Raw genomic sequence first — 14,681 nt, forward strand, 5'->3', positions numbered from 1 at the left:
AATATTTATGATGTAACCTTTTATCCATAAGCCGGAACACTATGTTTTTGCAAAGGGTATTTTGGCGACAAATGAGAGGTATAGCTTTGTTCTATAATACAAGGTTGGTTGGATTCAATATAACGATTTGATCTTAACCCGTCAGTGTGTGTAACACGACTTAATTATGTTTCTTTTTTGACACTAAGGGGACTGAGAATGGCAAAAACGCAAAATCAAAATATTAAAAGTTTGGCAGCTGGGTGGTCATATCTGGTTATAAGGCTGACTCTTGCATCTGTATTCTTTTATGCAGGAGCATCAAAACTTTTTGATACTCAGGGTTTTGCCACGGTTATCAGCGGATATGGTTTGTTGCCGGATTCTCTGACTTCTTTTGCTGCTATTGGTCTTCCTGTTGCAGAAATTTTAATTGCGGCGGCCTTAGTGTGGGACGTGAAAGGATCACTTTCGATTTATTTATTGTTACTGATTGTTTTCATGGGAGTTTTGGCTCACGGGATTAACATGGGGCTTGATGTTGATTGCGGATGTTTTGCTCCCGGCGATCCAGAGGCAGAGGCATATCATTCATTGCGTGAAGCCTTTTTCAGAGATTTAGTTTTGCTTGCGGGTTGCGTTTCCCTTTATTGGTTAAGGGCTGCGAATAATTATAGTCCAAGATCGTTTTTTGCTATTTTTTCAAAATAATAATTTTTTGGGGAGTTCTAATGAGGTTTATGAAAAGTGTTTTGTCGATTGCTATTTTAAGTGCGCTTATGTTTATTATGGTTGGCTGCCTCGGCAGCGATAAGTTTGAGCAGGAAGTGGTAAAAGAAACAGGCGCTATCAAGCTTACCCGTGAAGTTCAGCGTGGTAATTACGATGTGATTTCAACTACTGAGTTGAAATCTCTGCTCGATAGTAAAAAGGATGTGCTTGTTATCGATACTATGCCGTATGAAGATAGCTACAAAAAGGAGCATGTTCCAGGTGCTAAGCAGTTCCTTTTCCCTATTCCGGATATGGTGAAGTGGGACGTGAAAGCTACTGATGGTAAAACTCAGGAGCAGTTCATTGAATTGCTTGGGCCTGATAAAGATAAAGAAATCGTTATCTATTGCGGATTTGTAAAATGTACCCGCAGTCATAACGGTGCTGCATGGGCCAAAAAGCTTGGTTACACGAATGTGAAAAGGTACCCCGGCGGTATTTTTGCATGGAAGGGCGCTAAGAACCCTGTAGGATCTGTTAAATAGCAGTCCTTCTAATCTGAATTGTTTTATAGCCCTGGCGCATTAAGTGCCGGGGCTATTTTTTTTGCTAAAAAGCTAAGCCTCGATGGCTACGAGTATCCCGTCTGGCACTGAAGTATCTTTTAGCAATGCCTTTCCTACCGCTTGGCATGTTGCTTTTAGGTTGCTCGCATCAGAAAGCTCACAAGCTTTTTTTAATTGTTTAATGCCTTCTCCGCTCGATTTGAAGGAAGAAAGCATTTCTCTACTATATATAAAAAGCCTGCTGCCTTTTTTCATTTCAAAAGATGAGCAAGGGAGCAACCCCTTTCCCAGGTCTCCAAGCGCTCCGCTTTGGGGCTCAATAAAAGTTGTTACGCCGTCAACTGGAATAAGTATTGCTGGAAGTGATCCTGCATTTACCACCGTCATTGAGTCTGTTCCGCGGTCTATTTGCATATGTATGCCATCAACTCTGATAGAGTCCTGCCCTTTTGAATTGCGATGCTTAAGAAGTGCGACTCCGACACTTCGGAAAGTCTCAGAGGGTCTGTAGAGAGGACCTGAGTATAGGGATAAAGCTGCGCGTATAATATTTGTCGCTTCTTTATCTAGTTGGGGCGAGGAGAAATTAAGTAGCAGGTGGCTTTCGGATCTATTCGGAAGTGCGACGGTTTCGTATAAATATGATCCTGATTCTCTCGGCTCTTCTGGAAAAGTGAAGCTGCTCTTGTCGAAGGAGGTGGTGTCTTCTTTGAACTCAGGGGTGATGTCCTTTAAAATAAGTGCGTTGTAGTGCAGCATAAGCTTGTCATTTCGCGCGACTCTTAAATGGAGTCTGATTCTGTTGAGAACTTCTCTGTACTCAAAAGGCTTTGTTATGAAATCAACGGCTCCTGCATCAAACCCTTTGAGAGAGCTTTTTGGGTCGTCCAGTGCTGTTAGAAAAATTATTGGTATTTCAGATGTTTCTGGAGATAAGCGCAGGATTGTTGCACATTCGAACCCCGTTTCTCCGGGCATCATTATGTCGAGCAGAATCAGGTCCGGTTGCAGGCTTTCCGCTAGTTTCATACCCATTTTACCGCTATTTGCGAGGCTGACTCTATAGCCATGCTGGCGCAAAACCATCTCTAGGAACTCAAGATTGAAAGGTTCGTCATCAATGACAAGTATGCGTGGTACAAAATTTGGTGATATTGTCAATTTGCTGAATCCTCTGCGGGTAATTTATGTCTTTCGATTGTGCTATTCTTAATATAACAAATATTACAGAATAAAAGTCTTTAATAATTTTTGAAAATGTACATTATTCTTGTTTCTGTATTGCCAAAAAACTCTTAGCCGAGGTAGATACTAAGTTCCTACGAAGGGCTTTTTTGATGTTTAGGGCTTTTCATAGCCGAATAGTAAGTCTACACGTAAATAAGACATCAATAAAGCTCGAAGAGTTTTAGATATTATTGATTCTTATTTATCCTGTTAGTTAAAATGCTTATTGGTGTATGCTGGCTTTGGGGGCAGAGTGTATGATGTTTTATCGTAACTTATATTTGAGGGAGTTAATGAAATGCTTATAGGTATTCCAAAAGAAGTTAAAACAATGGAAAATAGAGTCTCTATGACTCCTGGTGCAGTAGAAACTCTTGTCCGTCGTGGTCATGCTGTTGTCGTTGAAAACGGTGCCGGTGTCGGTAGTGGTCTTCCAGACGAAGAGTATGTTGCTGCCGGTGCTAAAATGGTCACTGTTGGCGAAGCATGGGCTGCAGAAATGGTAATTAAGGTTAAAGAGCCTATTGCATCTGAATATAAGTATCTTCGTGATGATCTTCTTCTTTTCACATATCTACATCTTGCTGCTGACGAAGCGCTGACTAAAGCTCTTCTGAAAAGCGGCACAACCGGCGTAGCTTATGAAACAGTTCAGCTCCCTGATCGTTCACTTCCTTTACTAACACCTATGAGCGAAGTTGCTGGTAGAATGGCTTCTCAGGAAGGTGCTCTACACCTTGAGAAACCTAAAGGCGGACGCGGTGTTCTTCTTGGTGGAGTTCCCGGGGTTGCTCCTGCAAACGTAATGATTCTTGGTGGTGGTGTTGTCGGAACTAATGCTGCTAAAATAGCAGTGGGTATGGGCGCTAGAGTTACCATCTTTGATGTTAGTCATTCACGTCTTCAGTACCTCGATGATATTTTTAACGGCAGAGTTACTACAATTACTTCTACCGAGCCTAATATTCGTGCTGCGGTAATCGAGGCTGACCTTGTTATTGGCGCAGTGCTTATTCCCGGCGCAAAGGCTCCTAATTTGGTTACGCGCGATATGCTTTCCACCATGAAAGAAGGCGCAGTTATTGTAGATGTTGCTGTTGATCAGGGTGGTTGTGTTGAGACTATTAAGGCAACTACACACACTGACCCTACCTACGTTGTGGATGGAGTGATTCATTACGGTGTGGCGAACATGCCGGGTGCTGTTCCAAGGACATCTACTTTCGCTCTTGTAAATCAGACACTTACATATGCGATTCAGTTGGCAGATAAAGGTGTTGATGCTCTACGCGCTAACGAATCGTTGAAGCTTGGCCTGAATACCATGAATGGTAAGCTCACTTGTGCTGAAGTCGGTGAAGCTTTGGGGCTGGAAACAATTACTCGTGATGAGGCTCTTGCATAGTCGATTCTAATAGAGATATTTTCCGTGCTCCTTCGGGAGTAATCGGAGTTACGGGGTGAAGGCTTTAGCTTTCACCCCGTTTTTATTTGATTCGTATAGAAGAATTTATAACTCAAATTTGTTAGTAGGCGTTTACTGCGCTTTTTGCTGATGATATGTTTACATAAATCTGGGACATGTCTTGAGACTGAGTTCTCTAGCGTTTCTCTTGTGACTGTTGATGGCCCCCGAGAGAAATGCAGTTGTTTTCTTTTTTTTGCATATTATTTAAAATTTAATATATTTTTGTAGCCAAAATGTGTAAAAATAAGGCATTGCTTGTAATAAAGTGATTGTTGTTTAGGGCTTTTCCACAGGGAGTAGTACAATTCTTTTATTGCTAATTTGCAGGAGTGAATTTTTTGCGTAAAACTACAGTTCTGATTGTTGAAGACAGTGTCTCAATCGGTCAGCAATTAAAAGTTGAAATTGAAGAGACTCTGGGGATTAGTGCTCTAGTCGCAGAAAGCTATAAAGCTGCTGAAAAAATTATGGAAGAAAGGTCCGAGGATATTTTTCTGGCTATCCTGGACTTACTATTACCGGATGCTCTTGAAAATGAGATCGTAGATCTTGCAATGAGCTATGATTTACCGAGTGTAATTTTTACCTCCAACCTTGATGATTTAGTTAGATCCAAAGCCTTTTCAAAGAACATATTAGATTTCGTAGTAAAAGATCGCCATGCAATTTCTAATATAGCTTCTCTTCTTAAATGGTTGCAGTCCAATGTCGGCAAAAAAATCCTCGTTGTGGATGATTCTAAATCGGTTCGCACAATGGTTTCTTCTAGGCTTGCTTCGAGCAAGCTGGAAGTGTTATCAGCCTGCAATGGTTTAGAAGCTCTTCAGATAGTCGAAGACAATCCTGATTTATCAATGGTTATAACTGATTATGAAATGCCTGAAATGGATGGTCTTGAGCTGGTTAAACGCTTGAGGATGAGATTCTCTCGCGAAGAATTGGCGATTATAGGGATGTCCCATGTTGAAAACAAAGCGTTGACGTCCAAATTTTTGAAGTCTGGTGCAAGCGATTTCCTCAGTAAGCCTTTTGAAGCAGAAGAGCTTATTACACGGGTTAGAATTAATCTTGAGTCCCTTGATCACGTTCAGAAATTAAAGGGTCTCAGCGAATTTAAGAGCACGTTTTTAGGTATGATGGCTCACGATCTGAAGACACCTATCGGTGGAATTAGTGCTATTTCAACTTTGCTACGCCGAGAATTAAACTCTGATTTGAACGGTGAGCATCTTGAAATGCTCGATGTTATTTATAAAGAGAGCAAAGACATGAATATGTTGGTCGGTGACCTGCTTGATATTTCAGCCATTGAGCAGGGTAAACTTAATCTTGTTAAGGCTGAATATAAAATTTCTGAGCTTATTTTACGGAGTTTAAGTCTTCACCGCTTTAGCGCTCGGGATAAAGGGATAGAGCTTGAAACAAGGCTCGATATCGACAACGCTCCGTCCATAAAAGTTGATGCCCAGCGTTTTTTACAGGTGGTAAATAATTTAGTAGCCAATGCGCTCGAGTATTCACCTTCTGGATCGACAGTTGTGATTAAGTTAATATCAAGCAGCGATGGTCTTGTTGTTTCTGTAAAGGATCAAGGTCCCGGACTTCCTGAAGGAACACATAAGACCGGGCTTGGTCTTACTATTTCTAAGAAAATTGTTGAGGCTCACGGTGGTGATATCTGGTTGGAGAATAATAAGTGCGAGGGGCTTACTTCTTCTTTTTCGGTGCCAGTTGTATAAAATTGATGTACAACTAATCCTTGGGGTAAAATCAGTCTGTGCAGGAGTTCAAGGTATGGTGGGAATCCTAAAATTTGTTTGCGAAAACGGAGCTGTTGCTCTTGGATACTGGTTCATTACTTATTTGAACTGGTTACTTTTCAGCAGCGTTGGAATTATGCCTATGCCAATATGGCCTGCTGCAGCACTTGCTTTGATTGTAGCATTGTATCGTGGATGGTCGGTGGCTGTGGGTATTGCTGTCGGAGTTGTGTTGGCAGATTATTTCACGTTGGGAGTAGCTTTGAAGCTTGCCGCGAGCATTTCAGTTGCAAACACTCTCGGGCCTGTTTTAGGGGCTATTCTTATTAAGAAAAGGATTTCACGGGAGCTGAAGATAAAGAGCTTACGTGATTTTATTATAGTGTTTTTGATCGGCCTTATATTTGTTCCTTTTGTTGCTTCTCTAGGTGGAATCGGGAGTCTGCTCTTTTTTGGAGAACTATCTTCAGGTATGGCTCTTTCTTTCATGGTTAGATGGGGTATGGCCCATTCGCTGGGGACATTACTATTTGCACTCCCTTACTTGATCTGGGCCGAGAGCCGGAGGCTGGTATGACCACGAGATCGGAATTTTCTGGGAAGGATATGTTGGCAGTTTTTGCCTTCATTGCAGCCTGCCTTTGGATGAGTGATGCTATTGTTGAGTTTCTCTGGTTTAACTCTCATGGAAAAACATTTTTTTCATTTTTTTTGCCAATAGATGAGCCTCATGAACTCTTTATAAGAGTTATGTTTACCTGTGTTTTGGTGCTCAGTGGAAGTTTTGGTTCCCTGATGTATGCTAAGCTTGAACGATCAGAAGAACATGCGCGGCAAAGTGAGAAAAATCTCAGCACTACATTTGATTCTATCGGAGAGGCCGTAATTTCAACAGATTCGGACGGGTATGTTGTTCGTATGAACCCTGTTGCAGAAAGGATGACGGGGTGGCCTTTTGCCGATGCTGAGGGGCTTTGCTTTGCGGATGTTGTAAAGGTTGTTGACTCTAAGACAAGAGCTGTCTGCACAAGCCCTATTGAAGGGGTTATTCTTCGGAAGGAAAGTCAGAGTTTTCCGAGAAATGCTGTGCTTGTTTCAAGAAATGGGCAGGAGTATGAAATAGCTGATTCAGCTTCTCCTATTATAGATGATGATGGAGAGGTTGCGGGCGTTGTTCTTGTATTTAGAGATTTAACAGAGCGCAATAGCCAGGAGTCCGAGCTAAGTAAACTCCGCAATTATCTTTCTAGTATAGTAGATTCAATGCCATCTGTGCTTGTAGGTGTTGACGGAGATGGCAATGTTACTTTGTGGAATAAAATGGCCGCAAAGGTTACAGGTCTTTCGGCTGAAGTTGTACAAGGAAAGATGCTGATTCAGGTTTTTCCTCAGATGGAAGATGATATGCAAGGAATCCTTGAAAGCATCAAATCAAAGACAACTAGACGTGAACAGAGAAAGATGCGCCATTCGGTTACTGGGGTTTGCTATGAGGATGTAACAATATATCCTTTAATTGCGAATGGAGTAGAGGGAGCTGTAATTCTGATTGATGATGTGACTGAACTTATCAAAATGGAACAGGCAATGATCCAGAATGAAAAGATGATGTCTATCGGAGGTTTGGCTGCCGGGATGGCTCACGAGATTAACAACCCTCTTGCTGCAATTCTCGGGCATGCTCAAAATATCAATAACCGTGTTTTCGGTGAACTCGAGAAAAATAAGACCGTTGCTTCGGAATGTGAAGTTTCACTTAATAAGGTGCGAGAGTATTTAGAGAAAAGAGATGTGCCGAGGATGCTCGATGGAATTTATTCTTCAAGCAACCGTGCGGCCAAAATAATTGGTAATATGGCCCGGTTTAGTCACAAAGAGGACGATAATTTTGGAAAGCATAATCTAGCTTCAATGCTCGATGAAACTTTGGAACTTGCCACAAACGACTATGACTTTAAAAGGCATTACGATTTTCGCAAGATAGAAATCGTGCGAGAATATGATGCAGAAGTCCCTGAAGTATATTGTGAAAGCAGCGACATTCAGCAGGTTTTCTTTAATTTGCTTAAGAACGGTGCTCAATACATGGTGATGAAAGATTATCGCGGTGCTCACCCAAAATTCGTTCTTCGTGTACGAAGGGAAGAGAACATGGCTGTAGTTGAGGTTGAAGATAATGGTCCAGGTATGGATGAAGATGTACTTAAAAGAATTTTTGAACCATTTTATTCTACCAAAAAATTGGGACAGGGAAGCGGGTTGGGGCTTTCGGTTTCATATTTTGTCATAGCTGACCAGCACAAGGGGATCATGGAAGCTCATTCAAAGCCCGGGAGCTGGGCGCGGTTTATAGTAAAGCTGCCTATCGGCGATTCTCCTCAGTTGCAGGAGGCTGTTTCCGATGAATGCGTAAAAGTGGCATGATGGCTATAAATGACGGACGATTTGAACTCTTTGGATTTACAGAGTAGCATGTTCATGGTTATTAGTGCAGCTTGTTACGTGCTCCTTTATTGAATTCATGGAGATAGGTTGTGGCTAAGAAAGAAGAAGAAATTATATATATAATGGGGAAGCCTCCTGTTACCCCTCCCCCTGAAGAGGGACTTCCTCCGTGGATGGCGACATTTGCGGATATGGTTACTCTTTTACTTTGTTTCTTTGTTCTTCTCTTATCGTTTGCAAATCAGGATATTGCTAACTTTGAAAAGTTGAAAGGGTCGATGACAGAAGCTTTTGGTGTCCAGACCATGGACAAAAGTGGACGCAAGGTCGCTTATTCAGAAAGCCCTTTTTCAGCCAGTTCTTTAAAAAAGTCCGCAAAGAAAGATATGGCGGCCTTAGAATTGGATATCAGAGCGTTCATTAATGCTGGTAAAGTTTCCAAGCTTATGTCTGTTAATTCTGATCAGCAAGGGGTGCTTGTGCGCGTGCCTTCCCGTGCGATATTTAAGCCAGGAACTGCACTTCTTGATCCTCGAATTCACAAAGTGCTTAATAAAATATCGAACTTAATGAAGACTAAAAATTTTAATCTTGTTGTCAGAGGGCATACCGATGACCGGGCAACAAAGAATAATGTCTATGCATCTAATTGGGAACTTTCTGCGGCCCGGGCAGCATCCTGTCTACGATATATTTTGGAAAAATCCGGCGTTTCTCCAACCAGAGTTAAAGCTGTAGGATATGCGGGCACGAAACCTTTGGTTCCTAATACATCGAATCGAAACAGAGCTCTTAATCGCAGGGTTGAATACTATTACCAGCCTCCGTCAGATGAATGGTAGTTTGGTCACTTTAAGTCTGTGAGAAAATTTCATAATAAAGCCCGGAATTGTCCTGTTTAAGCAGGTGCAATTCCGGGCTTTTACAATTGCAGCTCTTTGTAAGTTCTAATCTTCCTGCTTTTTACGCTTTTCCCATAACTTCATTTCTTTCATTTTCTTGCGGCGTTCGCGCTGAAGAGATTTACATACCAGCGGTGTTTTTTTTGCGTAGCCCCACTTTTCCCGATATTCTTCAGGGGTTATATCGAACTTAGCGAGATGCCGTTTGGTAATAACTTTAAAAGGTTTTCCTGATTCAAGGCAAATAATGGTTTTTTCTCTGATAGCTTTTTTAGGGTCGACCGGTGCAATCTGCTTTACAGGGGAATCTTCCAGCAATCCTTCACTTATTGTTTTTATTCCGGCTGAAAGAGTTCGAACCATAGAGGTTATCTCGTCTTCTGTCATAGTCCGCACACTTGCTTGAGCTTTAACAATTTCTAGAGCTGCCTTTAAATTGTCTTCCATTTTACCTCCCCACTGTTTGTTTTGCTTCTGCTCTGTGTAACAATTCAGATTTGAGTTGCTTCATTAAAAGTATGATGTTGAAGACTTATTAGTTTTTTATAGACTACATTTGTAACATCACATGGATATAAAGGTGAAGTGGAATGTTAAAAAAGTGCAGAATCAAATGAGGTTTGTTTGGAAAATTAATTCGGCTTATGATATGCAAGTTTATAGTGTGATTTTAAGTAAAATAAGTTGCTTGGGATAGAATACATTGAAACTGGCGAGGTTGCATCATGCCTACAAAAGACTTTGATAAAGTTTTAAAGAATATGGGAGAGCTTAATCCCGAATCATTGGTTGAAAGTATTTGCCAACATCATCTTTCAGATCTTGGCAGAGATTATGGAAGGACAGATAAACATTCACTTTATCAATCTTTAGCTTATTCCTTGCGTGATAGGCTGGTAGGTAACTGGATACGAACGCAGAGATCTTACTATAACAGCAGTGCAAAAAGTGTTTACTATCTTTCACTCGAATTTCTGGTTGGTAAATCGCTTACAAGCAACGCCATAAACCTTGGTGTTGAGAAAGAGACCGCAGAGGCCCTCGATACGTTTGGTGTCACATTAGAAGAGGTAGAAAGTGCCGAAGCTGATGCCGGGCTAGGCAATGGCGGCTTAGGCAGGTTAGCTTCATGTTTCCTCGATTCAATGGCTACGCTTGGGATTTCCGGATATGGTTACGGGATACGTTATGAATACGGTATTTTTAAGCAGGCTATTGAAAATGGAGAACAGGTTGAGCTGCCGGATGATTGGCTCCATGTCGGGAATCCATGGGAATTCCGCAGAAGGGGGTTTGTATTTACCATCGGGCTTTACGGTAAAGAAGAACAGTACACCCATGACGATGGATCTATAAGGCACCGCTGGGCTGATAGTGCGAAAGTAATGGCTATGCCCGTGGATATGCTGATTCCCGGCTATAAAAATGGAAATGTCATTAATATGAGGCTCTGGGAGGCTCAGCCTGCAAGGCGGTTCAACCTCGATTTATTTAATAGTGGCGATTATATCCGCTCAATGGAAGATGCTGTTAAAACCGAAACCATCTCCAAAGTACTTTATCCCAGTGATAGGCTCAGTGAAGGGCGCGAGCTTAGACTTGTGCAGCAGTATTTTTTCGTATCTGCGACAATTCAGGATATGCTTCGTAGATTTAAAAAATTAAAACTCGATTTTTCAGAACTGCCGAACAGGGCTGTGGTTCATCTGAATGAAACGCATCCTGCAATCGCAATTCCAGAGCTGATGAGAATACTGATTGATGAGCATATGCTCAATTGGGATCATGCATGGAGAATTTGCCGACGGACTTTAGCTTATACGAATCATACCGTAATGCCTGAAGCTCTCGAAAAATGGTCGCTTGAAATGATGCGTAAGGTTCTTCCGCGTCATGTATCAATCATTTTTGAAATTAATAGGCGCTTTCTGGATGATGTTGAAAGCCGTTTCCCCGGTGATGGTGACAGGTTGGCGCGTATGTCTATTATTGAGGAAGGAGAATATCCTCAGGTCCGTATGGCGTGGCTCGCAGTTGTAGGAAGTTTCACTGTTAATGGTGTGTCCACATTGCACGGTGAGCTTATCAAGAAGAATATTTTTTACGATTTCGTAGAGATGTTCCCGAATAGATTCACTTCAGTGACGAACGGAATTACTCCGCGCAGATGGCTCAAGCAATGCAACATTCCTCTTTCTGAGTTGATCACAGATAAAATTGGTCCGGATTGGGTTACAGATTTGTCTCAGCTTCGCAAACTTGAATCGCTGGCGGAAGACAGTTCGTTTCAGGATAAATGGTATGATTGTCGCTTGCAGGCGAAGAAAAGGTTGGTTGAGTATGCTCGTAAAGAGTACGGGCTGTATCTCCCCGCTGACTGGATGTATGATGTTCAGGTTAAGAGAATTCATGAGTATAAGAGACAAGTGCTTAATGTATTGCACGCAATTACTTTGTATTGCCGACTCAAGAAAGACCCTTCAAGTGTTGCTGTTCCGCGTCTTAAGATTTTTGCAGGTAAGGCCGCGCCCGGATACTTTCTTGCAAAAAGAATTATTCGTTTAATTAATTCGGTCGGGGCTGTGATTAATTCGGATAGCTCCGTTAACCATAAACTTCGTATTGCATTTTTGCCGAACTATCGTGTTTCACAAGCTGAATTTATTATTCCTGCTACTGATGTTTCAGAACAGATATCACTGGCAGGAACTGAAGCATCTGGAACCGGTAATATGAAATTTGCGCTTAATGGTGCTTTGACCATCGGAACTTTGGACGGTGCGAATATTGAGATTATGGAAGAAGTAGGTCGGGAGAATATCTTTATATTTGGTATGGATGCCGATGAAGTTGAAAGAAGTAAACGCGACGGCTATTCTCCGGGTGATGTTGTAGCTGGAGATCAAGAGCTGGCAGAGGTCCTGCATTTGCTTGGTGATGGCACTTTCTCAGAGGGTGATCGCGGGCTTTTCGCTCCTATTCTGGATTCTCTGTTTGAAGGTGGCGATCAATATATGACTTTGGCTGACTATAGGGCGTATATTGATGAACAGGACGCGCTTGAAAAAGTTTGGCTTGACCGTAAAGAATGGATTAAAAAGTCTATTTTAAACACTGCCGGATCAGGCCATTTTTCAAGTGATAGAGCTATCATGGATTATGCCACAAGTATTTGGGGAGTTCATCCTATGAAGGGTGAAGATGAATAGCTATTTTATAAAATTTACCAAACCTAATTAAGGTATGCTCGCATTAACGGCCGCTTTGTATAGAGCTGGGCGAATGTAGCCTGCGCTCATACGGTATGAAGGCCAGTTTGTGTCATTTATAGCGTTATGCTCGCTGTCTGAGTAATAGTTGGCTATGTAATCGTCTTTTGCCGATGAGCTGACTCCAAAGCTTGTAAATAGATCTGTCATACCTTTTGAGGTTGGTGCGCCTACTACATATTGATCTTGGAAGCTATATGCTATTTTAAAATCAGCATTTTGATCCGTAAGATCAAGCGTGTAGGCCTTATAGTCTATAAGTTCCCAATTTGTAGCATTTAGCGTGAACAGTTTATATCCGGGATTATTGTAGAATATAGGACTTATGGATTGGCAGGTCAGTATTGGGTCCCCATTGCGGGTACGTGCTGCATCAAATATAAGCCTGAACTCATCAAGGTGTGTGTGGCCGCTGAAGGCGACTTCGAGCACATCTTCATAGGTGTCAGCTATACTCATGAAGCGGGTTTGGTAATCCGCGTGCCACATTGGGGCTACGTCAGATATTGCTCCGCTTGATTTCATATACTGCTTTACTGTGCCGTAAACATCCGTTCCTGGGGGAATATGAGTTACGATGAAGGCTCTTTTCCCAGCTTGTCTAGCCGCAAGGAGCTGTGACTCTAGCCAGTCGAGCTGTGTATAGGCTGCATCTCCGAGTACTGGGGTGGGACGATTCTTAGAAAAAAGTATGGAAGTGAGGTTGATGAATATAATGTCGTCTCTTCCAAAAGTAGCTGTGTAATATCCTCCCGCTTTGTAGGTGGTAGAATATGCACTGGAATCAGCCTGAGATTTGAGGAAATCAGTGTAGAACATGTCAGCTGTTTCCGAGAGAAATTCCCCTCCCGCATCGAGTAGGTAATTTCCCTGATATGAGTCGTTATTGCCAAGGGTAAACAGTACTGGGGTGTTTGGATAATGTTCTTGCACTTGCAGAATGAAAAATTTTAATGTCTTGAGAATAAATCCATTGCGGTCGCTGGAAGTAACCCCTGCTCCGAATAACTCATTAAAGGTTGAGGCGAAGTGGTGTCGCAGAATATCCCCTGGTAAGATGATCAGCGAAGGATTCTTTTGCATAGATGCCGCTGAGTTCAGAGCTTTTGATAATAGCGGATAGTTGGTTTCTGATCCATATCCCGGCAGGTCTGTGGCTGTGGATTTCGCAAATATCGCATTCCAATCTGCTGCATTAGCATTTACTAGATCATTAAAAATTGTGGGATCATCAAAGGGATCGAAATGTACATCGCTGATGACAAGCACATGATTATACGGGGTGGCAGCTCCGCACCCGCTGTCTGCGCCCAGCAGAAGAGGAGTAAGCAGTAAAAGTATTACAACAGTACATAGTAGTCGGATATGGTAGGGAGTTTTATTCACACCGTGATTGAACCCTGAATCCCTGTGCTAGTCAAGATTGCATGGTGTTTAGCTTTGCTTTCAGTGCAAAAATTTCATACATTGCATTTCGGTAATTAAATTAAGCATTGAAACTTAAAAGGATAATGATGTCTTTACGCTCTCTTACTATATTTCTGATATTTATGGTTATACTCAGCTCAGCAGCTTCTGCTTTGTACTATATGGGAACCTTTGATTCTTATATTGCTGAATTTAGTTCTACCACAAACGAAACCTCAAGTTCCGTGGTTCGAAAGCCAGTGAGTAATATTGTTCTACCTCTATCTTCTTCAGAAGAGGACGTTGTGATTGCTGAAGGGTCTAATTCTACTAGTACAGAGGTTTCTTCCGGCGTAGATGCTGTAAATGATAATGCTGGTAATGTTCCTGTTGTTGCCAAGATTGCTGAAGAAGATATCCAGGTTGAAGATGTTGCTGCCGTGAGTCCTGCTGTTTCCGGTGCAGGAAGTTCACAGGTCGTGAAAGTCTCAGAAGTAAAAAAAGTTGCGGCGATAGCTGTTACTGAAAGCCCTGAAAAGGTAGTTAAAGCCAAAAGTGTAATCGGGAAGGTTCGCGCTCTTAGCGTTAAATGCACTGACGAATACGTTACTTTAAAGCTATCTCTTTCTAAGCAAGCGGACAGGGTTACTTGGTTTAATGTCAGCAGTCCCAGAAAGTTGGTTATAGATGTCCGCGGGCAGTGGGAAAATTTTGCGAAATCAATTTATCGTCTGGATAATTGCTCCGTTGAAAAAATAGTTCTCGGTGAACAGGCTGATAGATTGAGACTGGTTTTGTACATCAATAAGAGTGGCGTCGCGGCCCGAATTGCCCCTGAAATTAAAAAAACTGCTGACGGTGTAGAGCTTAAAATAAAGCTTTAGCTTAAGAGCTTTGAGGCTTGCTTAGCACTTAGCAGGCCCTAGGCATTCTTCCTTTGTTAT

Annotated in this window: 12 protein-coding genes; 9 read left to right on the forward strand and 3 right to left on the reverse strand. The window is 42.0% G+C overall.

What is annotated here, in order from left to right:
- The first annotated feature begins 198 nt into the window (after positions 1-198).
- Entirely contained in the window at positions 199-690 is a 492-nt protein-coding gene (locus tag BR06_RS0115700) for a MauE/DoxX family redox-associated membrane protein (protein ID WP_034603070.1), read from the forward strand.
- 20 nt (positions 691-710) lie between these two features.
- Positions 711-1,238: a rhodanese-like domain-containing protein gene (locus tag BR06_RS0115705; RefSeq protein WP_031484755.1), complete on the forward strand. Its 528-nt coding sequence runs from the start codon at positions 711-713 to the stop codon at positions 1,236-1,238.
- A gap of 72 nt (positions 1,239-1,310) precedes the next feature.
- Here BR06_RS0115705 and BR06_RS0115710 read toward each other — a convergent pair whose 3' ends face one another.
- The gene (locus BR06_RS0115710; RefSeq protein ID WP_031484757.1) at positions 1,311-2,420 is read right to left on the reverse strand and encodes a response regulator; all 1,110 of its coding nucleotides are present in this window, start codon (positions 2,418-2,420) and stop codon (positions 1,311-1,313) included.
- Between the two features lie 364 nt (positions 2,421-2,784).
- Between BR06_RS0115710 and ald the strand changes: the two genes are divergently transcribed.
- The 5 genes from ald (at position 2,785) to BR06_RS0115735 (ending at position 9,001) form a co-directional block, all read left to right on the forward strand.
- Positions 2,785-3,891 carry an alanine dehydrogenase gene (gene ald, locus BR06_RS0115715; protein WP_031484759.1) on the forward strand — a complete coding sequence of 369 codons (1,107 nt, stop codon included), beginning with the start codon at positions 2,785-2,787 and terminating at the stop codon, positions 3,889-3,891.
- 401 nt (positions 3,892-4,292) lie between these two features.
- Positions 4,293-5,693, forward strand: coding sequence for a hybrid sensor histidine kinase/response regulator (locus tag BR06_RS19875; protein WP_051677133.1), 1,401 nt, complete (start codon positions 4,293-4,295; stop codon positions 5,691-5,693).
- Positions 5,694-5,748: 55 nt separating this feature from the next.
- Positions 5,749-6,291: an MASE1 domain-containing protein gene (locus tag BR06_RS0115725; RefSeq protein ID WP_031484762.1), complete on the forward strand. Its 543-nt coding sequence runs from the start codon at positions 5,749-5,751 to the stop codon at positions 6,289-6,291.
- Positions 6,288-8,138: a PAS domain-containing sensor histidine kinase gene (locus BR06_RS19375; RefSeq protein ID WP_051677134.1), complete on the forward strand. Its 1,851-nt coding sequence runs from the start codon at positions 6,288-6,290 to the stop codon at positions 8,136-8,138. Before BR06_RS0115725 ends, BR06_RS19375 begins: the two co-directional genes overlap by 4 nt.
- Before the next feature lie 110 nt (positions 8,139-8,248).
- Positions 8,249-9,001: an OmpA/MotB family protein gene (locus tag BR06_RS0115735; protein WP_051677135.1), complete on the forward strand. Its 753-nt coding sequence runs from the start codon at positions 8,249-8,251 to the stop codon at positions 8,999-9,001.
- 105 nt (positions 9,002-9,106) lie between these two features.
- Here BR06_RS0115735 and BR06_RS0115740 read toward each other — a convergent pair whose 3' ends face one another.
- A complete protein-coding gene (locus BR06_RS0115740; protein WP_031484767.1) occupies positions 9,107-9,508 on the reverse strand; it encodes a MucR family transcriptional regulator in 402 nt (133 codons plus the stop codon).
- A 278-nt stretch (positions 9,509-9,786) separates the two neighbouring features.
- On the opposite strand from BR06_RS0115740, the gene BR06_RS0115745 reads away from it, so the two are divergent.
- Complete coding sequence (locus BR06_RS0115745) at positions 9,787-12,270, forward strand: glycogen/starch/alpha-glucan phosphorylase (RefSeq protein ID WP_031484769.1); 2,484 nt, start codon at positions 9,787-9,789, stop codon at positions 12,268-12,270.
- A 27-nt stretch (positions 12,271-12,297) separates the two neighbouring features.
- On the opposite strand, the gene BR06_RS0115750 is transcribed toward BR06_RS0115745, so the two are convergent.
- Positions 12,298-13,716 (reverse strand): metallophosphoesterase, encoded by a 1,419-nt coding sequence (locus BR06_RS0115750; protein WP_031484770.1) that lies wholly within the window; start codon positions 13,714-13,716, stop codon positions 12,298-12,300.
- A gap of 125 nt (positions 13,717-13,841) precedes the next feature.
- Here BR06_RS0115750 and BR06_RS0115755 point away from each other — a divergent pair, with 125 nt between their 5' ends.
- On the forward strand, positions 13,842-14,621 hold the full coding sequence (locus BR06_RS0115755) for an AMIN domain-containing protein (protein ID WP_084154199.1): 780 nt from the start codon (positions 13,842-13,844) through the stop codon (positions 14,619-14,621).
- Positions 14,622-14,681 lie beyond the last annotated feature (60 nt).

Origin of the sequence: Maridesulfovibrio frigidus DSM 17176, from assembly GCF_000711735.1 — a bacterium.
GTDB lineage: Bacteria > Desulfobacterota > Desulfovibrionia > Desulfovibrionales > Desulfovibrionaceae > Maridesulfovibrio > Maridesulfovibrio frigidus.